At 62.0% G+C, this 25,500-nt stretch carries 24 protein-coding genes; 12 read left to right on the forward strand and 12 right to left on the reverse strand.

Annotated elements, in window-relative coordinates; translation table 11 throughout:
• Positions 1 to 223 precede the first annotated feature (223 nt).
• From VGI36_18675 to VGI36_18700, 6 genes are all read left to right on the forward strand, one after another.
• Complete coding sequence (locus tag VGI36_18675) at positions 224 to 796, forward strand: hypothetical protein (protein ID HEY2487173.1); 573 nt, start codon at positions 224 to 226, stop codon at positions 794 to 796.
• A 146-nt stretch (positions 797 to 942) separates the two neighbouring features.
• Positions 943 to 1,362 (forward strand): GntR family transcriptional regulator, encoded by a 420-nt coding sequence (locus VGI36_18680; GenBank protein ID HEY2487174.1) that lies wholly within the window; start codon positions 943 to 945, stop codon positions 1,360 to 1,362.
• On the forward strand, positions 1,359 to 2,390 hold the full coding sequence (locus VGI36_18685) for a DUF5808 domain-containing protein (protein ID HEY2487175.1): 1,032 nt from the start codon (positions 1,359 to 1,361) through the stop codon (positions 2,388 to 2,390). The genes VGI36_18680 and VGI36_18685 overlap by 4 nt, the downstream gene beginning before the upstream one ends.
• Positions 2,391 to 2,422: 32 nt before the next feature.
• Positions 2,423 to 2,851 (forward strand): DUF4019 domain-containing protein, encoded by a 429-nt coding sequence (locus VGI36_18690; GenBank protein ID HEY2487176.1) that lies wholly within the window; start codon positions 2,423 to 2,425, stop codon positions 2,849 to 2,851.
• 82 nt (positions 2,852 to 2,933) lie between these two features.
• Entirely contained in the window at positions 2,934 to 4,256 is a 1,323-nt protein-coding gene (locus VGI36_18695) for a DUF1329 domain-containing protein (protein HEY2487177.1), read from the forward strand.
• A gap of 201 nt (positions 4,257 to 4,457) precedes the next feature.
• Positions 4,458 to 5,789: a DUF1329 domain-containing protein gene (locus VGI36_18700; GenBank protein HEY2487178.1), complete on the forward strand. Its 1,332-nt coding sequence runs from the start codon at positions 4,458 to 4,460 to the stop codon at positions 5,787 to 5,789.
• Positions 5,790 to 6,142: 353 nt separating this feature from the next.
• On the opposite strand, the gene VGI36_18705 is transcribed toward VGI36_18700, so the two are convergent.
• The 8 genes from VGI36_18705 to VGI36_18740 all read right to left on the reverse strand — a co-directional run bounded on the left by VGI36_18705 (position 6,143) and on the right by VGI36_18740 (position 14,293).
• A complete protein-coding gene (locus tag VGI36_18705) occupies positions 6,143 to 7,591 on the reverse strand; it encodes an amino acid permease (protein HEY2487179.1) in 1,449 nt (482 codons plus the stop codon).
• A 46-nt stretch (positions 7,592 to 7,637) separates the two neighbouring features.
• Positions 7,638 to 8,423 carry an SDR family oxidoreductase gene (locus VGI36_18710; protein ID HEY2487180.1) on the reverse strand — a complete coding sequence of 262 codons (786 nt, stop codon included), beginning with the start codon at positions 8,421 to 8,423 and terminating at the stop codon, positions 7,638 to 7,640.
• Between the two features lie 72 nt (positions 8,424 to 8,495).
• Positions 8,496 to 9,539: a low-specificity L-threonine aldolase gene (gene ltaE, locus VGI36_18715; GenBank protein ID HEY2487181.1), complete on the reverse strand. Its 1,044-nt coding sequence runs from the start codon at positions 9,537 to 9,539 to the stop codon at positions 8,496 to 8,498.
• Positions 9,540 to 9,563: 24 nt separating this feature from the next.
• Positions 9,564 to 10,598 carry a hypothetical protein gene (locus VGI36_18720; protein ID HEY2487182.1) on the reverse strand — a complete coding sequence of 345 codons (1,035 nt, stop codon included), beginning with the start codon at positions 10,596 to 10,598 and terminating at the stop codon, positions 9,564 to 9,566.
• A gap of 50 nt (positions 10,599 to 10,648) precedes the next feature.
• Positions 10,649 to 11,515, reverse strand: coding sequence for a CbbQ/NirQ/NorQ/GpvN family protein (locus VGI36_18725; protein HEY2487183.1), 867 nt, complete (start codon positions 11,513 to 11,515; stop codon positions 10,649 to 10,651).
• A gap of 98 nt (positions 11,516 to 11,613) precedes the next feature.
• The gene (gene cysS, locus VGI36_18730) at positions 11,614 to 13,035 is read right to left on the reverse strand and encodes a cysteine--tRNA ligase (protein ID HEY2487184.1); all 1,422 of its coding nucleotides are present in this window, start codon (positions 13,033 to 13,035) and stop codon (positions 11,614 to 11,616) included.
• A 306-nt stretch (positions 13,036 to 13,341) separates the two neighbouring features.
• Positions 13,342 to 13,773 (reverse strand): DUF393 domain-containing protein, encoded by a 432-nt coding sequence (locus VGI36_18735; protein ID HEY2487185.1) that lies wholly within the window; start codon positions 13,771 to 13,773, stop codon positions 13,342 to 13,344.
• A gap of 7 nt (positions 13,774 to 13,780) precedes the next feature.
• A complete protein-coding gene (locus VGI36_18740) occupies positions 13,781 to 14,293 on the reverse strand; it encodes an alpha-isopropylmalate synthase regulatory domain-containing protein (GenBank protein ID HEY2487186.1) in 513 nt (170 codons plus the stop codon).
• Between the two features lie 156 nt (positions 14,294 to 14,449).
• Here VGI36_18740 and VGI36_18745 point away from each other — a divergent pair, with 156 nt between their 5' ends.
• Positions 14,450 to 16,426: a lytic transglycosylase domain-containing protein gene (locus VGI36_18745; GenBank protein HEY2487187.1), complete on the forward strand. Its 1,977-nt coding sequence runs from the start codon at positions 14,450 to 14,452 to the stop codon at positions 16,424 to 16,426.
• A 32-nt stretch (positions 16,427 to 16,458) separates the two neighbouring features.
• Here VGI36_18745 and fabG read toward each other — a convergent pair whose 3' ends face one another.
• The 3 genes from fabG to VGI36_18760 form a co-directional block, all read right to left on the reverse strand.
• Positions 16,459 to 17,205, reverse strand: coding sequence for a 3-oxoacyl-[acyl-carrier-protein] reductase (gene fabG / locus VGI36_18750; protein HEY2487188.1), 747 nt, complete (start codon positions 17,203 to 17,205; stop codon positions 16,459 to 16,461).
• Positions 17,206 to 17,216: 11 nt separating this feature from the next.
• Entirely contained in the window at positions 17,217 to 17,771 is a 555-nt protein-coding gene (locus VGI36_18755; protein HEY2487189.1) for a hypothetical protein, read from the reverse strand.
• Positions 17,772 to 18,287: 516 nt separating this feature from the next.
• Positions 18,288 to 18,677 (reverse strand): iron-sulfur cluster assembly accessory protein, encoded by a 390-nt coding sequence (locus VGI36_18760; protein ID HEY2487190.1) that lies wholly within the window; start codon positions 18,675 to 18,677, stop codon positions 18,288 to 18,290.
• Positions 18,678 to 18,783: 106 nt separating this feature from the next.
• Between VGI36_18760 and queG the strand changes: the two genes are divergently transcribed.
• Genes queG through VGI36_18785 form a run of 5 tightly spaced genes read left to right on the forward strand, consistent with a single transcriptional unit; the run spans position 18,784 to position 23,627 of the window.
• Complete coding sequence (gene queG, locus VGI36_18765) at positions 18,784 to 19,899, forward strand: tRNA epoxyqueuosine(34) reductase QueG (GenBank protein HEY2487191.1); 1,116 nt, start codon at positions 18,784 to 18,786, stop codon at positions 19,897 to 19,899.
• Between the two features lie 52 nt (positions 19,900 to 19,951).
• Positions 19,952 to 20,776: a tetratricopeptide repeat protein gene (locus tag VGI36_18770; GenBank protein HEY2487192.1), complete on the forward strand. Its 825-nt coding sequence runs from the start codon at positions 19,952 to 19,954 to the stop codon at positions 20,774 to 20,776.
• 24 nt (positions 20,777 to 20,800) lie between these two features.
• The gene (locus VGI36_18775) at positions 20,801 to 22,222 is read left to right on the forward strand and encodes a LutB/LldF family L-lactate oxidation iron-sulfur protein (GenBank protein ID HEY2487193.1); all 1,422 of its coding nucleotides are present in this window, start codon (positions 20,801 to 20,803) and stop codon (positions 22,220 to 22,222) included.
• 3 nt (positions 22,223 to 22,225) lie between these two features.
• Positions 22,226 to 22,912 carry a lactate utilization protein gene (locus VGI36_18780; GenBank protein ID HEY2487194.1) on the forward strand — a complete coding sequence of 229 codons (687 nt, stop codon included), beginning with the start codon at positions 22,226 to 22,228 and terminating at the stop codon, positions 22,910 to 22,912.
• Complete coding sequence (locus VGI36_18785) at positions 22,905 to 23,627, forward strand: (Fe-S)-binding protein (protein HEY2487195.1); 723 nt, start codon at positions 22,905 to 22,907, stop codon at positions 23,625 to 23,627. Before VGI36_18780 ends, VGI36_18785 begins: the two co-directional genes overlap by 8 nt.
• Positions 23,628 to 23,716: 89 nt before the next feature.
• On the opposite strand, the gene VGI36_18790 is transcribed toward VGI36_18785, so the two are convergent.
• On the reverse strand, positions 23,717 to 25,429 hold the full coding sequence (locus VGI36_18790; GenBank protein HEY2487196.1) for an alpha/beta fold hydrolase: 1,713 nt from the start codon (positions 25,427 to 25,429) through the stop codon (positions 23,717 to 23,719).
• Positions 25,430 to 25,500 lie beyond the last annotated feature (71 nt).

Raw genomic sequence — 25,500 nt, forward strand, 5'->3', positions numbered from 1 at the left:
GCAGACCCGGGCCTCCTATAAGGTGCTGGCCAATGCGGGAGGCGGCTCGATGAAGTCGCTGACCAAGGACACCCACATCAACCAGCAGGTGCTGATCCTGGCCTTCGGCGAGCAGTGGCAGAACGCAGTCGCCGCCTTCGGCCGCGGCCTCGAGAAATAAAAAGAGCCGCAACCGGCGAAGAGTTTGGCCCTTCGCGCCGTCTAATCGGAAGACGGTATGAGCATGAGAAATTCCATAAACAGCGCGGCCGCCATCCTGGCGGCCGCGCTGTTTACGCTGAGCCCATTCCAATCGGCCGGCGCGGTTGACTTCCGTAATCCACGCGCGCAACGGGACCTGACTCCGGCCCTGCAACGCTCGCTCACCGACAAAGTTTCGGACGAGGCGGGTTCCTATTTCGACGAGCAGGATCGAAAGAAGGCCGCAGGCAAACCCTACGTCGACCTGCAGCAAAAATTCGAATACCTGCCGAACTACGGACCTCACAACCAGCTGGTGGTGAGCGTAAAGCTGGGCGGGGTGGAATACGACCCGACCAAGCCGGGCAGCTCGAAGGGAGCTTCAACCGGGACCCTCAAATACCTCGTGTTTACCTACGCGCTGGAAAGGGGGGGGTGGGTTGAGATGACCAAGCCCAAATGGGAGCAGCAGGCGCTCGGAGCCAAGGCCGGGCAGCAGATGACCAGGAACCAGGCACGGGGTGATCAGCGCGCGGCAGCCATCGAGAAGGCCAGACAAACCAAAGCTGCCGCGGCTGCCGCCGCGGCGGCGGCGCAGAAGGCCGCCAATCAGTGAGCGTGTCGGAGTTGTGCGCCCCCCGGCGACTGCGGGCGGTGGATCTGGAGCCGCTTCCCTTCCGTCAAGATAAAGTAAGGTAGTCGCGAGATTGCGCCCTCCGGTTTGCAAAACCCCGGGCATCTGTCTACTCTGACTAGACAAAAATGGGTACCACCAAGAAAATAGTCAGAATCGATCTTGGTTCCTCGATTCCGGTCTATCGGCAGATCGCCGACCAAATCCGCGCGATGCTGGTGGCACGCGAATTCACGCCTGGTGAGCGGTTGCCTACCGTGCGCCAGGTCGCGGTGGATCTCGGCGTCAATCACAACACGGTTGCGGAGGCGTATCGCAACCTGGCCGACGAAGGATGGCTTAGCCTGGAACGCGGCCGGGGAGCGCAGGTTGTCTCGCGCAGTACCCCGGCGCCGAGCCCGAAAGCGCGCAACGCGTTCGCACAGCGCCTGCGCAGCCTGATCGCGCAGGTGCGCGCGGCCGGAGTTTCACCGCAGGCGATTCGTTCGGAGTTCGAGGAAGCCGCAACCGCCTTGCTGGGACGAGAGGGTAAAGGCAGCCCAAGATGATCTGGCTCAACGTTCTCCATATCAATCCGGTATGGAGCCTCGTTGTACTGGTTGCAGCATCACTTGAGTACCTGATGCCCGAGCTAAGCAGGCCGGGCGTTGCATTCTCAGTCACGGTCGATCCCGAATTTCGGCGTTCCCCGCGCCATGCCAGAATCGTCAGGCACTACCGTCGCGGCGTGCTCTTGTCGGCGCTGGCCGGGCTGTTGGTCGCCTTTGGAGCGGTGGAGCAGGTTGAGGCCTGGAGCGGACCGGCAGCCTTTTGTACCCAGTACATCATTTTTCTGATTGCGTTCCTCCTCGCGCGCACTGCTACCCTGCCCAATCGGATCGCGCCGCTCGAAACGCGCGAGGCCGACCTCTCCCGCCGCGAGCCGCCCGCGGTCCTCGCGGTTCTCGTCCTAGCTCCCTTGATAACCATGGCGGCGGTGCTGTTGTGGACGTACACCAACTGGCAGCAACTTCCCGATCCCTACCCGATCCACTGGGGCTTCGATGGTCAGCCCGATCTCTGGATCGAACGTACTCCCATGCACGTCTACGGAGTTCTGGGACTGCTCGGTGGCGTGGCCGCTCTCCTGGCGTTCTTTGGCTATGGATTCCTCTTCTGGGCCCGGCGCAACACGGGCGCTCAGCACACCCGGTACAGCTTTCCGGCCGTGTGGATCGCGCTCTTTCTGGGGGCCGAATATTTCGTGGCCGCCTCCGCTACCCTCCCGTTGGGGTTTGATATTCGACCGGTCGAGCTCATCGTCCTGGCACTGCTGACCGCCAGTTCGCTCTACCTGATCGTGATCGGTCCCGCCGGAGGTCATGCCGCGCGCCGTCCTGATGACGACACGCCCGATGAAGCATGGAAATTCGGGATGTTCTACTTCAACCCGCGGGACGCCGCACTGTTCGTGGAAAAACGCTTCGGGCTTGGATGGACGATCAACTTCGGGCAAACGCGAGCCTGGGTGTTGATAGCGCTCGCACTCGCGCCGCTCGGTTTCGGGTTTGCCTTCGTGATGTCAATTGCCTCGTGAGGCTTGCCGCGCGGCAAGGATGTGGAGTCGCAATGAAAGTGATATTGGCGGCGGGCTTGTGCTGCCTGGTCACGGTCATCTGCCCTGCGCAAGCCCGGGCGGTCGATCGGGCGGAGGCGGCAAAGGAGGCGACCGTCGCCGCGGAACAATGGTTGGGGTTGGTGGACCAGGGAAAGTTCAATGGCAGTTGGCTGGAAGCCTCGACCTATTTTCGCAACGTGACCACCAAGCAACAATGGAAGCAGCAGGTTTCGGTGTGGCGTTCGGCACTCGGCTCAGTGGTGAGCCGCAAACTCCGCACCGTCCAGTACCTGACGACCATGCCGGGCGCGCCCGACGGCGAATACGTGATGATCCAGTATGACACGACCTTTACCCACAAGAAGTCCGCGGTCGAAGTGGTGGTGCCGATGATGGATGCAGACGGCAAATGGAGGGTCTCGGAGTATTCGATCCGCTAGGGATACGCGCGGCCGCGAGTTAGTGATCGTGCTGGTCAGAGCGAACAGATCAAGGGGCAGCAAAATGCGATGCGGCGGCGCCGTGCGTGCTGGTCGTCTCGTGCTGCAAATGATGCTGTGCCTGACTTTGGGTGCCGGCGCGCGACCGGCACTGGCGCAGGTTAAACCGGGCGATGTGATCACTCCCAAGGATGCGTACAAGGTCGCGAACCTGGTGAGTCCCGGCAACGGGTTCCTGGTCCGACAGGGCATGACGATGAACATCGTTGCCACCGGCCAGCTCGATTGGCCCAATCCCTACAAGGCAGCAACCGAGAAGTACTCACAACAGGTCCGGCTTTCGCCGGGCGGAGAACTTGGCAACTACGTGGCGGGACTCCCCTTTCCCCTGCTCGACGCCAATGATCCGCTGATCGGACTCAAGATAATGTGGAATTTCAGTTATCGGCCGCTCTACACCGACGACATCGATATTCGCGAGGCGGAAGTCGAAAGCCGCACCGCGGATCCGGCGGTCTCGGACTCAATCGAACGATTCACCGCGGGTCACGTTGCGCTGTACAACAATATCGACCGAACCGAGCTGGCGCCCAAACCCCTGGATCCCGACTATTTTCGCGGCGGGATCCGCTACCGGTTCGCGATCTATCCCCTCCTCGAACCATCCGAGATGCGGGGGGCCGGGTTCCTCCGCTATCGACACGCCGACCCGCGGATGGAAGACAACGCGTGGGTGTACAGCTCGTTTTCGCGAAAAGTCCGGCGCGTTGCGGCAAATACCTTGGCCGACACCATCGAGAACGGCGGCGGGGACTCTTCGGGAGGACCCTCGGTCAGCTACGCCAACACACTCGATCCCGACACCTACTTCGGCTTTGCCGCAAAGATCGAAGACTTTGAATACAAACTGCTGGGGGTCAAGCAGATGCTGGCCTGCGTGGAGGCAGCGAATTCGCCGGAGCGGGCGTGCCCCACCGACGGTGGCCGCACGGTGTGCCCGGAGAACTGGGAAATGAGATACCTCTACGTGGTTGAAGCAACCGCGAAGAAAACCACCCAGCTCGGCAGTCCCACCTCGATTCCAAAGCGCATCCTGTACATCGACTCGGAAGGCTGGTTTGTTACGGCGTCCGATCTGTACGATCGTGACGGCCAGCTTTGGAAGACCGTCGCAACTTTCAATGCCTATCGCGATCGGCCTACCCCCGACGCGAAGGAATCGATCTGGCCCTTCAAGAGGATGTTTCAGACTGCGATGGTGGACGAAGATATCCGCAGCGGGTTCTCGACCATCCTCTACACGCCAAGCCGCGACAGCGATTTCAGCGACACCTGGTTCATCAATCAGGGCGTGGTTACCCCGTCGCTGCTGGAACCCGGTAACATCGTCCGGCTGGGGCATTAAGATTCGTCGCGCATGGTTTCCGCTTGGCTACCTACGATTGCACTCCTATCACTCTCTGTATAGTATAGATAGACAAACCGGGCATCCCGTCCGGAGAGTACGCGCCCTCCAGATCGCGAAAGCTTGCGCGTACTCGGCCCCGCGCAGCGCACTGGTCCAACTCGCTTGGCATGCTGCGCAAAGTAAAAAGGAGGCGCTGTGATGCGTCTGAGTCCCGCGTTCGCCCTGCCGGTGCTGGTCATTCTGGTTGGCGCTCCGCGCCTGAATGCGCAGGTCAGGCCTGGAGATGTGATAACCAAGGACAATGCGAGCAAGGTGCAAAACCTGTTGAGCCCAGGCAACCTGGTGATGGTCCAGCAGGGCATGCAGCTCAACATCGTGGCGAGCGACAAACTGGAATGGCCGCCCCCGTACAAGTCCGCCACCGAAAAATATTCGTCACAGGTGCATCTGCTACCTGATGGGACCTTGCAGAACTACGTCGCGGGACAGCCGTTCCCGCTGCTTGACCCCAACGATCCGCAGATCGCGGCGAAGATCCTGTGGAACTTCAGTTTTCGTCCGCTGTACACCGACGATGCAGACCTGCGCGATGCGGAGATCGCGAGCTACACGGCAAACGCGAACGGCACGCCGGTCGATTTTTTCACCGTCGGGCATTTCGCCTTTTACAACAACATCGGTCGCATCGAAGTCCCTCCGATTCCGACTGACCCGGACGCCGCGGCCAGCGGAATCCGTTTTCGCTTTGCCTTCTACCCGCTCCTGGAGCCATCGTCGCTGCGTGGCTTCGGAATGATCCGATTCCGCCATATCGATCCCAAGGTCGATGACAACACCTGGATCTTTCAGCCGGGCAGCCGGCGCGTCCGGCGCGAGTCGCCCGCCATCCTTTCGGACGCGATCGGAATGCTGGCAGGATTTGGCTCACACGGCTCGGCAGGTAGCGGCAACGGACCCTCGGGCGGAACCGCGTATGCCTCAGTAATCGATCCCGATTCCTACTTCGGATTTGCGGCGAAGATCGAGGAATACAACTATAAGTATCTCGGCGAGAAGGACATGCTCGCCTGCGTGCATGCGAAGAACTCGCCCGCGGTCGCCTGTCCGTTTGATGGCGGGCGCAGCATCTGCCCGGAGAACTGGGAGATGCGCCACCTGTACGCGGTCGAGGCGGACGTCAAGCCCGGAAACGATTCAGTCATTCCCCGGCGGGTTCTGTACGTCGACGCGGAAGGATGGTTCATCACCGCTTCGGACCAGTATGACCGCACCGGCAAGCTGTGGAAGAGTATCGCAACGTTCGACACCTATCGTGACCGCCCGGTGCCGGATGCGAAGGTTGCGATCTATCCGTACAAGCGGATGTTCCAGATTGGGCTGGTCGACGAGGACCTGACCGCCGCCGGTACCTCGGTCGTCTACATGCCCGGTCCGGAATCGACCGACCACGAATGCTGGTATATCGACATGGGCGTCGTGGATAACGCGTTCATGACTCCGGATGCGCTGGCGCGGGCGGGCTCGCAGTAGCTCCGCTTCGGTCACGCGGCTAGTCAAGTCCCGGCACGGCAAGTGGCGTGCTGGGCCCTCATAACTCTTTCCATCAACTCATCGCAAGTTGTGGCTGGTTACACGCCATTTTTCGCGGGAAGTGGGCAAAACTATTGCAAGTTTGTTCCGCCTTGCGAATAACCGGTCGGACTCAAGCGTCTATCCCTGTGGCGACGGTGCAGGCGCAAATGATCCCGTTCACACGCGCCCCGCCCGGCGCTGTTGAAAGCCCGGAGCCCTCGTAAAACTGCGAACCAGCACGATCCGGGCTTGTCTCGCGGCGGCTGCGGCATGACACACCGCGGCCGCCGCTTTTTCGTTGCGACGAGGAATCAGTCGGCGCTCGCCGCGGCCCGACCGGCGCTGTTCTCTTGCGCAATCCGGCTGTGGAAGCGGCCATAGCCGAAGTAGATGGCGAAGCCCAGGGCCATCCACACAAAAAACCTTATCCACGTGACCGCGGGCAGGCTCAGCATCAGATACGCGCAAAAGAACATCCCCAGTACCGGTACTAGCGGCACCAGCGGCGTGCGAAAAGGCCGATTCAACTCGGGCTCAATGCGCCGAAGAATCCAGACTCCGGCGCAGACCAGTACGAATGCGAACAAGGTGCCGATATTGGTCAACTCGGCGATCTCCTGGATGGGCAGAAACGCCGCGGTGAGGCCCACCGCGATCGCCGTGATGGTGGTGGGAATGTACGGCGTCCGATACTTGGGATGAACCTTGCTGAACGCGGCCGGCAGCAAGCCATCGCGCGATACCGCGAAGAAAATGCGTGACTGTCCCAGCAGCAATACCAGGAGCACCGAGGTCAATCCCGCAACCGCGCCGAGCGAGATGATCCCTGAGATAGCGTTTAACCCGCGAATGACGAATGCCGATGCGAGCGGCGCGTTGAGATCGATGGCGGCGGCCGGAACCATCCCGGTAAGCACGGCTGCCACCAGGATGTACAGCAGCGTGCATGCGAACAACGAGCCCAGAATTCCAAGTGGCAAGTCGCGCTTAGGATTAACCACTTCTTCCGCCGCGGTCGAGACCGCGTCGAATCCGATATAAGCAAAGAAGATAACCGCCGCACCCTTCATCACGCCGCCCCAGCCCATCGGCGCGAAGGGACTCCAATTCGCCGGCTTTATGTAGAATCCACCGATCACGATGACGAGAACGACGACGACGAGTTTGATGCTCACAATGATGGAATTGAGGCGCGCGCTTTCCGAGATGCCGATATACAGGATTGCCGAGATCACCAGAACGATGAGCAGCGCGGGCAGGTTGACGATCGCCCCGGGAGCCGAACCCGGGGCATGGATCAGCGAGCTGGGGAGCTGCACTCCGAGCCCCGCGAGGATCACGCGGAGGTACCCTGACCACCCGACCGCCACGGCGGCCGCGCCGACCGCGTACTCCAGGACCAGGTCCCACCCGATGATCCATCCGACCAACTCGCCCATCGTTGCGTAGGAGTACGAGTAGGCACTGCCCGCCACCGGAATCATCGCGGCGAACTCCGCGTAGCACAGCGCCGCCATCGCACACGCGAAGCCCGAGACCACGAAGGAAAGCACGATGGCTGGACCGGCGTATTTGGCCGCGGCGACGCCTGTGAGGACAAAAATTCCGGCCCCGACAATCGCGCCGATACCCAGCAGGGTCAAATCCAGAGCCCCGAGCACGCGCTTGAGTCCGAACCCTTCGGCGCTCGCTTCGGTCATCAAGGTCGCCGCGGGTTTGCGGCGGAAGATCTGTCTGGTGAGGCTCGGCGAGTTATTCATTCGCGTGCCCGGCGCGCTCCTCTGCCGCTGGCATCGGCCCGGGCGGCTACCATGAAGTGTAGCCGCCGTCGACCGCCAAGATCGCTCCGGTTATGTAGCTCGACGCGGGACTGGCCAGGAACACCACTGCCCCCCGGATTTCATCGGGCCTACCGAGCCGGCCCAGAGGGGTGAACTGTTCCATGCGTTCCTTGTTGCCCGGCTTTGCGATCCCGCCTTCGGTGGCTTCGGTTGGAATCCATCCCGGGGCGATCGCATTGACCAAAATTCCATAGGGCGCCCATTCGATCGCGAGCTGCCGGGTCAGATTGGCCAGTCCGGCCTTGGTAGCTGCGTACGCGGACAAGCGATAAACCGAGCTCGCGACGCTGGCATAGATGGATGCCATGTTGATGATTCTGCCGGGTTTGTGCGCCGCGATCAGCGCCCGCGCCACCCGCTGCGACAACAGCATCGGCGCGGTCAGGTTCACGGCGACCGCGTTCTCCCACAGCTCGCGCTTGAAGTTCTCCGCGCGGCCGGTCGGCGATACGCCCGCGTTGTTCACCAGGATATCGATCTCTCCACCCAGCCCGCGCACGCACTCCGCCAAAGCCCGCTCGAGGTCGGCCTCGCGGCTTACGTCCGCGCCGACGCCAACCGCCTGGACTCGGTATTTTCGCGTCAGTTCACCCGCGAGTGTTTTGACGCGATCTTCGCGCCGTGCGACCAGCGCAACATCAGCACCCGCGAGTGCCAGTGCATGCGCACAATCAACCCCCAACCCCGACGATGCGCCGGTAATGAGTGCGCGGTGCCCGCGCACGGAGAACAGTCCTTCTAGCGAATCCATAAGTCGAAATGCCCCGATGGTTGAATCAGTAGCCGGCGCGCTGCCACCTCCGCCCGGGCAGAAGCGAGAGAATCAGTCGCCGAACGCCTCGGCGGCGGCCTGGGCTGCAGCGGCTACCGCGCGATCAACATCACGGCGCGTCACCCCATAGTGGGTAACAGCGCGGAAGGAAGTCGCGTCGCGCCCCGAGATGAGAACCCCATGCTCTTTCATCGCCGCCTGGAACTTGCGCGCCCCGGAAGCGTCATCGATATCAAAGACTACCATATTGGTGCGTTGCTTCACGTGCCGGACGCTCAACCCGGCGACCAGGCCCAGGCCTTCGGCCAGCGCGCGCGCATTGGAATGATCTTCGGCGAGCCGATCGATCATCGAGGTAAGGGCGACAATTCCGGCCGCCGCGATTATTCCCGCCTGCCGCATTCCGCCGCCGAGCATCTTGCGAACCCGGTGGGCTCGCGCGACTAAGCCGCGGCTCCCGCACACCAATGATCCTATCGGGCAGGCGAGTCCCTTGGAGAGGCAGAACGAAACCGTATCCGCATGGGAAGCGATGCTTGCGGCACTCGCTTCCAAGGCCAACGCCGCGTTGAAGATTCGGGCGCCATCCAGATGCAGTTGCAGCCCGCGCCCGTGGGTAAGATCCGCAACCTCTGCCAGGTGGGAAAGTCCAACCGGCGCTCCGCCGCAGCGATTGTGGGTATTCTCGATCACCACCAATGCGGGTTGTGCGAAGTGCGCGTCGGTGGACGTCGCCAGTTCGCGCCGCAATTCGGCGAGGTCGAGCTCGCCCTCGTCGGTGTTGCGAATAGGCGTCAGCACCACGCCGCCGAGCGCCGATGCGCCACCCGCTTCGTACAGTTGGGTATGTGATTGCGAACCTACGATCGCCTTGGTACCGCGCGCGCAGTGTGACAGCATCGCGGCGAGGTTGCCCATGGTGCCGCTGGGCACCAGCAGGGCAGCTTCCTTGCCCATCAGCGAGGCTGCCATCGCTTCCAGGCGATTGACGGTCGGGTCTTCGCCGTACACGTCGTCGCCCAGCTCGGCGCGCGCGATCGCCTCGCGCATCTCGGGCGTTGGCAAGCTGACGGTGTCGCTACGCAGATCGATCAACTGCTCACCGCGCGCCCACCCCGATCATTGGACCGGATACAGCGGTGCATAGTTGCCGTTGGTAGTGTCGGTGGCCTGAATCGAGTTCTCCGTGGTGTCAGAGTAGTACAGGGTATGGCCGTCCGCGGTGACCGTGCATCCCGATCCGATATGCCCGTTTGCCAGCGCGACGGTGCTGACTTCGTTGGAGGAGATATCGATTTTTCGAATCGCGTGATTGTCCGCATCCATCACGTACAGAAAGGTTCCATTGAGGCACATCGCGCCTGGGTTGTTGAAGGTGGCCTTGTCGCCGGGACCGTTGTTGTTTCCTTCCTCGCCGGTGCCGGCAATGGTCTTGGTTTCAAGGGTGGAGAGGTCGATTTTCCGGATGATGTCGTTACCAGTGTCCGCCACGTAGACGAACTTGCCATCGGTGGCGATGCCTCGGGGACCTTGGTAGGTGGACTTGCTGGCGGGTCCATCATCTTTGCCGGTCTGCTGTGCCTGGCCCCCGATGGTCTTCACGTTGTTGTCGCCGAGCGATAAGCGGCGAACCGTGCTGTTACCGCTATCGGTGATGAAAATGGTATTGCCGTCGCTGGCCAGCTGGGTCGGCAGGTTGAAATGGGCGGAACCCGCCGCTCCGTCGTCGGTGCCGGGGATATTAGCGATGCCAGCCGCGGTACTTACCACCTTGGTATCGAGATTGATTTTGCGAATATCGGAATTGTTGGTATCGGCTACGTAGAGGTTGCGCCCCACCAGGACAACTCCGTCGGGGCTTTTGAATCGCGCGCTCGCGCCGGTGCCGTCGTTGTTGCCCTCTTTGAAGGTTTCCCCGGCGACCAACGAAAGGCTGTGACTGGCGATGTCAATCGCGGTGATGGTGTTGTTGCGCGAGCTCGCGACCCACACGCTGCGGCTGTCGGTGGCCAGGCCAGCAGGAAAATCGAGCCGGGGCCCGGTCTGGCCGCCGGCTTCCTGCGCGCACGCGACCAAAGCTGCGCTTACGACCAGTACGCTCGCGACCAGACCCGCAAGCAGAAGTGGCTTGACGCATCGGGACAGAGTTCTCATGGGTGGCATTCCTCAGGTTCTGCGCGGGGCGCGGGTTGCGGCCGATACGGTTACGGAAAAATTGCTTTCACTACCTCATCGATTGCGCGTTTGCTGTCACTCTCGTCGGTCAAAGACCAGGTAACCGCTACCGTGGCTGAGCGGCGCGGGGTGATGCCCTGACGAATCAGTTCGCCGGCATAGATCAGCAGGCGGGTGGAGACACCTTCCTCCAGTCCCGATGCTTTCAGGTTGCGCACCTTCTCACCCAAGATCGCAAGCTGCATCGCCATGTCTTTGTCGACCCCGGATTCGTGCGCGATGATCTCGAACTCCTTGTCCGCGGGAGGATAGCTGAACTCGATGGTCACGAAACGCTGCCGCGTGGAGTGCTTCAGGTTCTTCTGGATGCTCTGGTAACCGGGGTTGTAGGAAATGCAGAGCAGGAACCCGTCATGTGCCTCTATCGTCTCGCCCCGCTTTTCGATCGGGAGAATTCGACGATGGTCGGACAGCGGGTGGATGAGCACCGTGGTGTCCTTACGCGCTTCGACAATTTCATCCAGGTAACAGATCGCTCCGCGCCGGACCGCCTGGGTGAGCGGTCCGTCGACCCACACCGTCTCGTCCGCCTGAATCAGGAAGCGACCGACCAGGTCGCTGCCGGTAAGGTCCTCGTGACACGCGACCGTGATCAGCTCGTTGGGTCCGCTCTCCAGCGCGGACAACTGATGCGCCATGTGCTCGACGAAGCGGGTTTTGCCGCATCCGGTGGGCCCCTTGAGCAGCACCGGCAGTCGGGCCTTGTAGGCCGCGCTGAAGATGTCTACCTCGTCGCTGATCGGCAGATAGTAGGGTGCGTTGTGCGGATCGAGATGCCGCACCTCGGGCCCTTCGCCTTGAATTCGTGCGTCGTATTTCTTGAGCTCAATTCCCATCAATCACCTGCCGCGCGGGCTGCTGGCCAAGGCGCGATTCTAAGAGAGCATGGCAGCACCATTCAAGGTGCGCGAAAACACCAGATTCCCCACCTTTACTAAGCGCGCCGCCGGTAGGTTGCAGCACCGTCGCGCCCATCCTTCACCTCGTAGCCGTGCGCTTCGAGCAGCGCGCGCAAGCGGTCCGCGCGTGGGAAGTCTTTCGCTCGCCGCGCCGCCGCGCGTTCGTCGATCAGCTGCTGGACCTCCGCGGGGAACTCGGTCGATTGTGCCGCGGCCCGGGTCTTCTGCAAATCAAGTCCCAGAACCCGATCGAAGAATTCCAGCGTGCTCCAGATTTTTCGGTCGTCGCGACGATTTGCCTCGGCTACCATCTCGCGCGCGGCCGCCAGCGCCCGCGGCGTGTTGAGATCGTCGTTGAGCGCCTCGACAAACTGCTCACGAAACCCGGCCGCGAAGTCGCTGTCCCCTGTCACCATGGCTTCGGGTGGCACGTTGCGCGCGAACTCGCGCAAGTAGTCGAGACTTGCCTGTGCCGCGCGCAAGCCCTCGTCGGAGAGGGCCAATTCCGATCGATACTTGGCACCGAAGCAGAAGAGCCTGAACGCGAGCGGGTCAAGACCCATCGCACTCAGGTCCGAGAGCAGCGGAAACTTGCCCGCGCTCTTGCTGATCTTCGCGCCGCTCTTGTCGACCAGGAATGCGCCGTGCACGAAATAGTCGACAAACCGATGACCGGTCGCGCTTTCCGACTGCGCGATCTCGTTCTCGTGATGAATCGGGATGTGGTCCATGCCACCGGTGTGGATGTCGATGGTCTCACCCAGGTACTTCATCGACATCGCGGAACATTCGATATGCCACCCCGGGTAGCCGCGGCCCCACGGGCTGTCCCATTGCATCAGGTGGTCCGGATGATTGAGGACCCACAGCGCGAAATCGTGCGGGCTTTTCTTGTCGGGCGAATGTTCCAGGCGCTGCCCCGCATTCTGCTCACCGAGGCTTTGGCGGGAAAGCTTCCCGAGTTTGTTGGGCCCGCGATACTTCTCGACATCGAAGTAGACGCCGGACTTCGTGACATACGCCATGCCCGCGGTGAGGATCCGCTCGATCAGCGCGAGCATGTCGGCGATGTGGTCAGTGGCGCGGCACCACACCTGCGGGGGCTCGGCGTTGAGTATCGCGAGGTCGTGCTGGAACATCGAAAGATAAAAACCCGCCACCTCGAGAGGGGATTTGCCCTCGGCGCGCGCGGTTTTCTCGATCTTGTCCTCGCCTTCGTCCTCATCAGAGGTCATATGGCCGACGTCGGTGACGTTGATCACGTGATGGACGCGATAGCCGCTGAGTTCCAGCGCCCGGCGAAGGAAGTCCCACGACAGATAGGTACGCAGATTTCCAAGGTGCTGGCGCAGGTAAACCGTGGGGCCGTAGGAGTAGAGGGTGACGGTCGGAGGATTTAAGGGTTTCAGAACCTCCACGCTGCGCGACAGGGTATTGTAGATCGAAAAGGGTTTCACGGTACCAATAATCGTAACTTACCGCGCCGCTTTGTGCTGAAACAACTGAGACAGTTTACCTCGCCTAGGGCCGGTTTTACCGATGCGGTGCCGAGGCTCGACTGATCAAGCCCCTTCCTTGGTCAGTATGGCCGATCACGAGTGAAGCGGGGGACAGCGCTGTGCGCAGCGGGGAGAGTCCAAAGAAGCCCTGCCACGGCTCGCTGAAATTCATCGACCGCACCGGTCTTGACGAGAGCGACCTGGAGCGACGCGCCGGAGCGAGCGGAAGCGGGCCAGGAGCAAGGACTTGTGTCGTGCAAGAACTCAAGACTGATGCGCGGAAGACGATTCCTTCAAGCGGCCCGCCGCATTCCGCTCATAGCGCGATGCGGCGATTCGCTTGTACTGCCGCTCAGCCAGCCACGCATAGCCTGGCATGTACCAAAGGTATGCCAGCCATGACCTGGGGCCGTTTTGGCGCCGTAGAATCTCATTGACTGCGCGTGCGCCCCGGTAGACGCGCCCGCTATCGTCAACCGCGTGCAATTCCTTCACCAGGTTCTCCGGTTTGAGATCTGGAAAACGCGCGTGCACGGCCGGGTCGAACAGATCGATGGGCTCGAGGTTGCCGGTGTTGTCAAAGCGGCACGCCTTGTTGACACCCTCGGTGCACATCGCGCACGAACCGTCGTATAGCAGAGCGAGCTTCCCGCGCGATGCCTTCCCGACGCTGCGCTCCTCGGCAATTTCCGCCATGACGGTATTAACGGCTTGAAAATCTGGGATTGGCGCTCAGCCGGCGCAGTTTCAAGCTTTCGGTGTAGATGCGCCATTCGTATCCATCGAGCAGCGACCTCCATCCGGCTTCGACGGTGTTGGCGGATTTGGCTAGCGTGGTCCAGGTGAGATTTCCGTCCGAGAACTTCTTTACCGAAACCACTTCCGCCTCGGTCGACTCGCCGGTCGCATGGGTGTAGGTCTCCGTGACGCGCACCCCTTCCAGGAACGGAAAGTATTTGAGCAGCGCCTTGCGCAGCGCGACGTCGAGGGCGTGGACGACTCCAACCCCCGACGCGGCTTCGGTTTCTTCGACGCTGCCGATTTGAATCACCAGCGTCGCATCGATGGTCGGTTTGCCATCGAACAGATCGTCGATCACCCGGCGGCGGATGATGTGGAACGGGGCGACGTACTCACTCGAGGTGTGGAGTTCCGCCAGTTCGCGCGAGGCCTGCGGCGCCTCCGCTTCGTAAAAGTCGTTCTGACGATCGGTCATAGTTCCAGCACAATTATCGTAAGGAGGGGAAATCCTTTCAAGACGGGAGGTCGATGTCGTAATGGTTGACTTATCGTGCGCGCCTTCAAGAGGAAGCTTGGCGGAACAGCGAACGCGCCAGGAGCGCGTACGAGCCCGGGCGAATCAGGAACTGGCGTGTGCTGGGCAGTGTGCGCGCTGGCCGGCTTGCTGGTTGCACTCGCCACTTCTCTGGCGCGCGCGGCCGAGGTCAGGGTTCCGCTCACGATCGATTACCTCACCCTGGGCGAAGCCATTCGCCATCAGCTCTACACCGCTCCCGGCGATCGCGCCGCGCTCTGGAATGGACCCGACGAGTGCCAGTTCTTGTACGCGGAGAATCCCACCTTTTCGCGCGCCGGTGAGCGAGTACAACTGGAGACCACCGCCGCGCTGAGTCTGGGGGTTGCGCTCGGCAGCCGCTGCGTGAGTCCGCTTACCTGGAGTGGCATCGTCGAAGCTGAGTCCGAACCCTACCTGGCCCGCGGCATCAGGTTGATGCTGCACATCGCGGATATGAACCTGTACAACCCGCGTCGGCAGAAAACCCTGATTGCGGGGCGGGGCTTCGACCTCATCAAGCGGTACCTGGTGCCGCGAATGGAAACATTCTCCTACGACCTGAATCCTGCGCTGCAACAGCTCGGGGCGCTCGCGGAAGCCGCCGCGACGCCGGCCGTTGCCGAGCGAATCCGAAATGCACTCGCAACCGTGCGCGCCGATCCAACCGTGACCGCGACCGACGACGGAGTCAAAATCACTTTGATCGTAGCGGCACCGGAGGTTCCCGAACCGGTGGCCAGCGAGACGCCGGCGCAGCCCACGCCCGCCGAACTCGAGGCGTTTGAGAAGCAGCTCGATGAGTGGGACGCTTTCCTGGTGTTTGCGGTAAAACAGCTCGGTGCTGTGGTTGGCGATCGGCAATTTCGTAGCGAGTTGCTCGAAGTTCTGCTTACCAGCCGCTACCGCCTGACTCAGGCGCTCGCCAGCCCGCCGTCCGCAGCGGGCCCGGACCCGGTGCGCACACTGTTTGTAGATACCTGGCAGAAGCTCGGCCTCGCGGTGCGCGCGGCGGCGCGGCGCGGTCAGTTTGGCTCGCGGGGTCTTCAATTTCTGTCGTTTATTTCCGCGGGCGACGCGCTCTTCGCACTGGATCAGGCCGCGCCGGCGCTGGGGATGCGAATCTCCTCGGACGACCTGCGGCGCCTAGCGCATATCATGGCGCCTGACGCGATCGGCGATCCACTGGAATTCAACTTCGCCGAGGATCCTGAACTCAGGAGGCTGCTCGGTCCGACCCTTGTTCCCCTGACCAGCACGCCGGAGAGTTCGCCGAGCATTTCATCGTCGCCGGTCGAGACTCCCGGCGCTCCTGGCCCATCATCGAATCCATCGCCGACTCCGCAGGCGACGCCCCAGGCCAGCGGATGGCTCCATATTCCGTGGTCGCTGATCGAACCGCGCGATGTTTGCGCGGCTGAACCGCTCGGAATTGCTCCGCAGCTTAATCAAATCGCCTTGCGCCTGCGGCGCATCGTGGTCGATGAGGCTAACGCGCTCGAATATCGCGGCGACATGGAGCGGTTGCTCGAACTAAGCGTGCAGCGCCAGCTTGAAGTGTCAGACCTGGACGCTCGCTTTCGTCCGATCTTCGACAAGCTGGTGAGGAGCGCTGCGTGGCAGGAGAGCTGTTGGCGGCAATTTATAAGACGCGACGACCGGGTGACGTGGCTTGAGAGCTCCACCGGAGACATCGGCCTGATGCAGGTGAACAAGCACGTGTGGCGTGGGTTTTACAACCTGGAAAAGCTCAAGTGGGACGTGCTGTACAACGCGGGCGCCGGTACCGAAATCTTGATGCAGATGACCCAGCAGGTGCTGACTAGGCCGCGGGTCGATCCGACGGGCAGCGACGGTGCGGCGCTCGCACGTTCGGTCTACGCCTCGTACAACGGAGGACCCGATGCGTACAGCCGGTGGCGCCATCCGCATGAGGCGTCACCCGCGCGCGAAATCGACGCCGCATTTCTGGACAAGTATCACGCGGTGGAACGGGGCCAGACCATAGACATCCTCTCGTGCGCGGCTGCATGGGGACACCGGGCCGGGCGTTAGCCGCGTCGCGCCCGCTCGGATCATGAGACCCGCTACATCGCCAGGCCGCCGTCCACGTTGATGACGGCGCCGGTGATATAGCTGGCCGCGTCGGAGAGCAGAAAGGCCGCGGTAGGGGCCACATCCTCCACCCTTCCGAAACGTCCCAGCGCAATCATGTCGAGCGCCTGCTTCTTGTTCTGTTCGGGCAAGGCAGCCGTCATGTCGGTTTCGACAAAACCCAGGGCCAGCGCGTTGACCCGAACGCCCAGACGGCCAACCTCCTTGGCCAGCGATTTTGTCAGGCCCACCAAGCCCGCTTTGGAAGCGGAATAGTTCGCCTGTCCGGGCAGACCGATCAATCCGCTTATCGAAGTGATATTGAGGATCGCGCCGCGCTTCGCTTTCATCATCATGAACACCGCTGCGCGGATGAAGTTGAACGGACCGGTGAGATTAGTCCGAATCACCTGCTCCCAATCTTCCTCGGTCATCATAACGATCACCTTGTCGCGAGTGAGGCCGGCGTTGTTGACCAGGCCGTCGATCGCGCCGAACTCCTTCTTGACCGCGTTAACCATCTCGCGAACCGCCTTGAGTTCGCCGACATCGCACTGGAACGCGAGCGCTCTCACGCCTAGGCTTTCAATTTCCGACGTGAGGTCTTCGGCTTGCGCCTGGCTCTTGACGAAATTGAAAGCGATATTGGCCCCGCGCCGCGCGCACTCGAGCGCGATGGCGCGGCCAATGCCGCGGGCTGCGCCGGTGATGATTATCCCCTTGCCTTCGAGATCTTTCACCTTGATCTCCCTCAGTTTTCGGGCTGCGCCGCCTCGCGTTCGACTATCGAGCGATACTGTCCGATATAAGCCAGGTAATTGTAGCTGAAGCGTCGCTCCAGTTCGCCGTCGTAGGCGGGCCGATCCGCGCCCAGCGCGGTGACCATCCAGGAGTAGAGCATCCACTCCTCCGATCGCGGTGCCTTGCGCAAATGATCGCGGCGCAGCATCAGCTGGGTCGTGCTGAGCTGCGCTACCTTGGCGAGCAGCGGAATCAATTCGCTTTCATTGCGCGCGAGTTCGTCTCGGGCGAATAGGTTCACCGAAAAGATGAGCATGGCAGCGAGACAGGCCTCCACCGTCGCGGGCGTGGCGTGCGACGCAAAGGCGCTGAGCGGGCCTTGCGCCGAGAGCGCGAACGCCAGGAATTCCCGGTTCGCATCAAGCAGCGTCGAGCACAGCGCAATCGCGCGCGGCGACCCCGCTGCTTTAAGCCGCGCACGCAGCCCGGCCAGAGCCGGACGTCCGCATTCCCGCATGAAGCGGCGGCGTGCGGGCGAAAGTAATGTGCGAAAAGCGGACAACATCGTCGCGAGGCTCTAGCATATCGTGGAGGGCTCGATAGTCGCGATGAGGGAGCTCGTATATGGAGCGGGAAGCCTCACCAAATCACGTACTTGCGGGATTGAGATATCATCTGCGACCAGCAGTGACGATCAGTACAGACCGGCCACAAGATGACCGCACAAGAATTGTGCATTGGGATCTTGCGAGTGGACCGGACGCCCTAGTTCGTCACAAGGTCCCGGGCCTAGTGCTCGGAATCATCCCGTCCCCCCGCTGCAATTTCGTGTCGGCTTGATTGGGGTCCGATCGGAGCGATGGTCGATTCTCCGATAAACCACGCCCACAGGAGTTTCTCCGTGGAGCGGATATCCACTATTGCTTGGGTGCGCTGGGCCGGTCGAATTTAGAGTGGACGCAGTTCGTTTGCTGACCGGCGAAGGCTTCGCACCACGCCGCGATCGCGACCAGGAAAAACGGACCGACCTCGCCGGCCGGTGCGACGCCACGCGGACTCCTGACAGACGTTTGGGGTGTCTTTACGCGCTGAATGACGACCCGCAGCCGCAGGTGCGCGAGGCGCGCGGATTGTCGAAGCGAAAACCCGCGCCGTGCAGGCCCTCTACATAATCGAGGGTGGTGCCCGCGATATAGGGTAAGGAAAAATCGTCAACGAGAACGCTGACGCCACCGACGTCTACGACCCGGTCGCCTTCCTTCTGGCGGTCAAAGTTGAGCTGATACTGGAAGCCGGAGCAGCCCCCACCTACCACGCCGATACGAAGTCCCTGGTCGGCTCCCATGCCTTCCTTCGCGTGCATCTTACGCACCATCTCGACCGCTTTCGGGGTGAGGTTCACGTTGGGAAGCGTGGAAGTATCGACCTTCGGCGGCTCGGTCTCGTCGTGCTGGTGCAGTTCTTCGGGCATCTGAAACTCCTTATTTTTCAAGGTAACCAGTACCAAATCTGGAGTCAATCAGTCCACTATTTGGGAGAGCGCTTAGTGCCCGAAAATGCTAGGCTTTTCGCCGTCGGTGACAAATCACGAACAGACTATTGAGCGCATTGCCGCCGAGGCTGGATTTGCGCGGGTTGGTTTCAGCCGCATCCAACGTCTGAATGACCGCGAGGCGTTCTATGCGCAATGGCTAAGGCAAGGCCGTCATGGCGCAATGGACTATCTCGCGCGCGAGCCGGAACGTCGCTTCGATCCGCGCGCGATCGACAAGAGGTTTAAATCGGTCATCAGTCTCCTGTGGCCCTACGCTCCTCCCTCCCCGCCAGCGGTGGATTGGCGCGCCGAGCTGCGTGGGCGAATCGCAGCCTACGCGCTCGGTCCCGACTACCACGACTACGTGCTCAAGGGGGCCCGGGTTGTCTCGGCAGCGATCGAATCGCTCTATCCGGGAGCGGTGACTCGAACTTACGTGGACACGGGCCCGGTGTTTGAGCGCGAGTGGGCCGCGCGGGCGCGCCTGGGCTGGTTCGGAAAAAACACCATGCTGCTGACGCGCGAGCGCGGTTCCTATTTTTTTCTCGCCGAAGTTTTCACGGACGTCGAGTTCGATGGCGCCGACGCTCCATATCGAGAGCACTGTGGTACTTGCCGCCAATGCCTGGATCTGTGCCCGACGCAGGCGCTCGAAGATGGCTATCTGATGGAGCCGCGCCAATGCATCTCCTATCTGACGATCGAGAATCGTGGCCCGATTCCGCGCGAGCTCAGAGCGAAAGTCGGGGTGTGGCTCTTCGGCTGCGACATCTGCCAGGAGGTGTGCCCCTGGAACCCTCACGCGCCCGAAGATGGCGACGACAATCTGATGCCGCGTTTACTGGACTTGATGGCTCTCGATGATTTTTCGTTCAGTCGGCGCTTCAGCAAAACCGCGATCAAGCGCGCAAAACGGCGCGGGCTGCTGCGCAATGCGGCCGTGGTCCTAGGCAACACCGGAAACCGCGACGCGGTGCCGGCGCTCACACGGGTGCTCGAACAGGAGCCGGAAGCGCTGGTCCGCTCGCACGCGGCCTGGGCGCTGGGCGAACTTGGAGGCCGAACTGCACGCCACGCTCTGGAACGTGCGCGGCAACATGACATTGATGCGCAGGTTGTGGAAGAGGCGCGTGCCGGACTCGATCGAAATCTCGCCTAGCCGCTTGTCAAATGCTGTGCGCAAGTAAAGACTGGGAAAGAGCGGTGAGCTGATGAACGATGCGCGGCGGGAATTTTCGATGCTGGCTTCGCGGGAGCCCGTACCTCTGGCCCGCGGGGCCCTGCTGATCGCCAAGGAAGAGTATCCGGATCTCAACGTCGACCACTACGTCGACCGGCTTTCGGAACTGGCGCGTGAGGCCGAGCCGATCGTCAATGCCGGCAATGACACGGTCGAGAAGGTACAGTTGCTCTCGCATTTCCTGTTCGAGCAGAAAGCTTTCGAAGGCAATCGCGATGCATTCAGTGATCCGCGCAATTCATTTCTGAATGAGGTGATCGAGCGCCGGCTTGGTATTCCGATAACCCTATCGGTGATCTACCTGGAAGTGGGACGCCGCCTCGGGCTCAACCTTTATGGCGTGTCGTTTCCCACCCACTTCCTGGTCAAAGCGGTCGACGAACGCGGCGAGCTCCTCATCGATCCGTTTTCCAGTGGCATCATTCTGACTCTTGAGCAGGTCAAGGCCCGCCTGGCCGAGATCTATCGTCAGCCGGTAGAGCTGCACCCTGCCATGCTCAAGAGCGCAGGTACCCGTCAGATCCTGGTGCGGATGCTGCGCAACCTCAAGGGGATCTATACCGGTGCGTCCGATTGGGCACGCTCGCTGAGTGCGCTCGATCGAATCCTGATGCTCGACCCGCGTGCGGTCGAGGAGCTCGCCGAGCGCGGCCAGGTTTACGAACGGCTCGAATGCTTCAAAGCCGCGCTCGACGACTTTCAGAGCTTTCTCTCGCTCGCGCCCGAGCATCCCGCCGCCGAGGTCGCGCGCGAAGCCGTCTTGCGGCTGGTGCGCCAGGTCTCGCTGATCAACTAGCGCGCGCGGGCGCAGTCGTCTTCGATGGCCGCATCGCCCAAACCCGCCAGCTTCTTTGAGTCGAGCGAAGCAGGCGCCGCCGATCGCGAGCTTCAGCGCAAGCTGGAGAACGCAAGCACTCGGCACCTGGACCATTTCGCTCACGTCAAGGCCGAGTACTCCGACTATGAAGAAGAGCGCTCGCAGTCGCGCCGAATCAAAGAGCATGCCATCGCGCACCTAGATGAACTGATCGTGGAGCTGACCGGCAAGCTAAAGGCGCGCGGCTGCGCGGTGTTCGCCGCAGCGACGGTCGAGGAGGCCCGCGACTACATCGTGAACGTGGCGCGCAACACGGGTAGCAGGCGTGTGGTCAAAGGCAAGTCGATGACCACCGAGGAAATCGGTCTGAATCCGGCGCTGGAGAACGCCGGAATGGAGGTGCTCGAAACCGATCTCGGCGAGTATATCGTTCAGCTGCGCCAGGAGCCACCCTCACACATCATCACGCCCGCGATTCATCTCTCCAAGGAAGACATCGGCGCGCTGTTTCATGAAAAGTTTGGAATTCCCTACACCTCGGAACCGGAGCGCCTCACCGCCGAGGCTCGGGCGCGGCTGCGCGAGGGATTTCTCAGCGCCGATCTGGGCGTGACGGGAGTAAATTTCGCGATTGCGGAAACCGGCACGCTGGTGGTGATCGAGAACGAAGGCAACGGCCGCATGTCCTCGACCATGCCGGAAGTGTTCATCGCGGTCATGGGCATAGAAAAGGTGATTCCACGGCTGGCCGACGTCTCGCACTTCCTCGAGGTCCTCGCCCGCACCGCCACCGGCCAGAAGCTCACTACCTACACCAATTTCATTGGCGGTCCGCGTCGCGAGGGAGAAGTAGACGGCCCGCGCGAAATGCATGTGGTGATCCTCGACAACGGACGCAGCACGATGCTCGCCGACCCGGTGATGCGAGAGGCCTTGTATTGCATCCGCTGCGGCGCGTGCCTCAACGTGTGCCCGGTTTATCGGCACATCGGAGGACACGCGTACCGCTCGCCCTATCCGGGTCCCATCGGCTCGATCGTGAGTCCGAACCTGGTGGGTTCCGCAGCGGGGCATCTGCCGTTCGCATCTACCCTGTGCGGTGCGTGCAAGGATATCTGCCCGGTCAAGATCGACATTCCAAGGATCCTGCTGCATCTGCGCTGGAAGGAATCAGCCCGCCGCGATCTGCCCAAATGGCCGGCTCCGGCCGCTCGCGCACGTGCCGGCGCGCGACAATTCGCACGCCTGGCGAGGCACCCCTCGGCGATTCGATTGCTCGGGAAACTCGGCGCTATCGCGCTTAAACCCTTCGCCCGTGATGGGTGGATAAAGCGCATGCCGCCGCCATTTTCGAATTGGACTGGCATCCGTGACTTTCCGCGTCCACGGCCACGGCGCAGGAAGATCGGGGCGGACGAGGACTGACCATTGGCTGACCTGCAAGCAATCGTCGCGCGCGTGAAGAACGCACTCGTGTCCAGCGGGCCGGCACCCAGTCACAAAGCGCCGGTGGCGCCGTCATTGCAGCCAGACGGCCATCGCGCTGAGTTGGTGAGCCGTTTCGCTCGTGAAGTGGAAGCGGTTGGCGCCCGAATCATCGGTCCCGTCGCGCCGGAGCAACTGGCTGATCGGGTGGCCGCGATCGTTCGCGAACGCGGCCTCAAATCGATCGCGGTGGGCGAGGGCGTGGTGGTTGACTTGAGCCGGGTGGGGAAGACGCTCAGCGAATCCGGAATCGAGGTGATCCGAACCGGCAGCGTCGATGGCAGCACGCGGCCGGAATTGCGCAAGCAACTGGCGCAAGTCGATGCGGGTCTCGCCGAAGCCGACTATGCGATCGCATCGACCGGTACGCTCGCGGTCCTAAGCGATGAAACCCGTCCCTCGGCGCTGACCCTCTTGCCACCCGCCAGCTTGGTGGTGGTGCGGGTCGACCGGATGAAAGCTGACCTGGCGTCGGCGTTAGCCGCGCTGGGCCACGCGGCGCTGGAGTCGCATCGCTTGACCCTGATAACCGGGCCCAGCCGCACGGCGGACATCGAGAAACGCATCGTGATGGGGGTGCATGGACCCAAGTCGCTCGACGTAATCGTGGTGTGGCCACGCGATGACTGAAGTCCAACTTTTCTCGACCTGCCTCGCGGAAGAGTTTTTTCCCGAGGTCTACGACGCCGCCGCGACCGTGCTGGAGCGGCTGCGGCTGCGCGTGCGACCCCTGACGAGCGCATTTTGCTGCGGACAGGTCGCGTTTAACGAAGGATTTCGCGACGAAGCGGTCGATCTGGCGCGCAAGTTTCTCGCCGCTTGCCGGCCCGAGACACCGATCATCGTTCCGTCCGGTTCGTGCTCCAGCATGATACGAATCTTCTACTCCGACTTGCTCGCCACCGACGCAGGCCTGACGGCGAAGGCCGAAGCGATCAGGCCATGGGTCTATGAGTTCTCTCAGTTTCTGGTCGGCGTCATGAAGGTTAAGTACCTCGGCGCGCGCTACGAGCGCGCGGTTGCGTACCACCCGTCATGCCACCTGATGCGCGAGCTCAACGTGCGCGAGGAGCCGATGGCGCTGCTCAGCGCGGTCAATGGCATCAGGTTGATGGAAGTCGCCAAGCGCGAGGAGTGCTGCGGCTTCGGCGGTTTGTTCTCGGTGAAGTTCCCGCACATTTCCGGGGCGATGCTCGCCGACAAGCTTACCGCCATCCGCGAAAGCGGCGCCGAGGTGCTGGTGTCGAACGACTGCGGATGCCTCATGCAAATCGGCGGCGGCCTGCGCCGCGCCGGGGCGAACATCGAGGTACGTCACCTCGCCGAGGTGCTGGCCTCGCGCTAGACGAAGCCGCTTAAGTCACGCGGGCGGAGGTCGGCCGCCTCCCGTCGCACTCGTACAAGGTCAGCTTGAGTCACACCATGGGGCCCAGGCTAGTGCCGCTCGTGAACGTAAGTCCCGGGGGCAGGATCGCTCGGCGTATAACCATTTCCGCCTGCCGATTTAGGCGCCGGCAGATCCTCTCCCGAGCGCGCGCTCAGCCACTTGAGCCAGTGATCCCACCAGGAGCCCTTGTTCTCAGTCGCGCCCCGCAGCCACGCATCGGCATCTTGCGGCAGGCGCTGATTAATGTAGAACCGCGCCTTCAGATTGCCGGGAGGATTCACCAGGCTCTGGATGTGCCCGCTCGAACCGAGCACGAACTCGGACTTGCCGCCGAACATCGCCGCGGCGCGATAGCAGGCTCGCCACGCGCAGATATGATCGGTCATCCCGGCGACCAGGTATAAGTCGTTCTTGACGTCGCGCAGGTTGATTCGCGTGCCGAGCACGTTGATATCACTGCCATTCACCAGGGGGTTGCGCAGGAACAAGTCGAGGAAACCCTCGTGCAGCTTGGCGGGCAGGCAAGTGGAATCGGCGTTCCAGTACAGAATATCGAATGGCGGGGGCTGTTTGCCCATCAAGTAGTTGTTCACCCAGTAATTCCACACCAGATCGTTGGGCCGCAACCACGCGAACACCCGCGCCATCTCGGCGCCATCGAGGACGCCCTTCCTCTTCGAACGGCGAATCGCAGCGCGAATCGCGTCTTCGGTCGCGAACATCCCGACCGTCGATTGCGCCTGCGTGTCCAGCATGGTGACCAGCAGCGTCATCGCGTGGACGCGCGGGTCTCCCGCCGCGGTGAGATGGCCTAGCAAGAGGGAAGAAGTGATCCCGCCCGCGCACACGCCGACGACGTTGCAGTCGGGGCTGGCCGTGATCGTGCAGGCCGTTTCGATGGCTTCCTTACAGGAGGAGACATATTCGTCGATGCCCCAGTCCCGGTTGGCAGGCGTCGGATTGCGCCAGCTGATCGTGAAAACCTGGATGCCGCGTTTCACGGCGTATTCGATAAAGCTGCGACCCGGGGCGAGATCCATGATGTAGAATTTGTTGATCTGCGGCGGGATGAGCAGCAGCGGCCGATGGAACACACGCTCCGTCGCCGGTGTGTACTGGATTACCTCGCACAGCGGATTTCGATAGACGACCGCGCCCGGCGAGATGCCGATATTGCGGCCGATCTCAAACGGCCGTTTGTCGACCTGCTGCGGCATCCCGCCGTTGGTGAACAAATCGACCGCGAAATTGCGGAGCCCGGCGACCAGACTCATACCTGCCGTATCGAAGACGCGCTTCACCGCCGCAGGATTGCCCGCCAGAGCGTTGGTTGGCGCGAGCGCCTCGGTGAGCAGCGTCATCACGAAACGCGCCTGCCCCGCGTCCTTCCAATCGCCAAAGTCCTCGTCGCCTACCAGGTCGTGCATGGCGCCGCGCCAGGCGAGATAGGACTGCATCAAGCGGCGGTAGAGCGGATGCTCTTGCCAGGCAGTATCGGTAAAGCGCTTGTCGGATTGCTCTGGTTCCACATCGGAGAGCCCCGCGCTTATCTGAGCCAGTTCCATCGCCAGTTGTACGAAGCGGGACGCGACCGCACGCGGATGTCCCGCCAGATGCCCCACTACCCGAGCGAGTGTGCCGACAATTTGGGCCGCGTCGATTCCGACGAACGGATTCGCGCCCAGGATGGCATCGAGTGCCGGATGTTCTTCTTCAGCACCAACAGGGTGAACCAGCTTGGACTTGGGAGCAGCGGCCATAGACCTTCCTCCAGGCGAAGCATCTGAGCCGTAGCAAAGGGCGCCTTAAGAGGGCAAGTTGGCCTCGGCAG

The organism is Candidatus Binataceae bacterium (assembly GCA_036495685.1).
Taxonomy (GTDB): domain Bacteria; phylum Desulfobacterota; class Binatia; order Binatales; family Binataceae; genus JAFAHS01.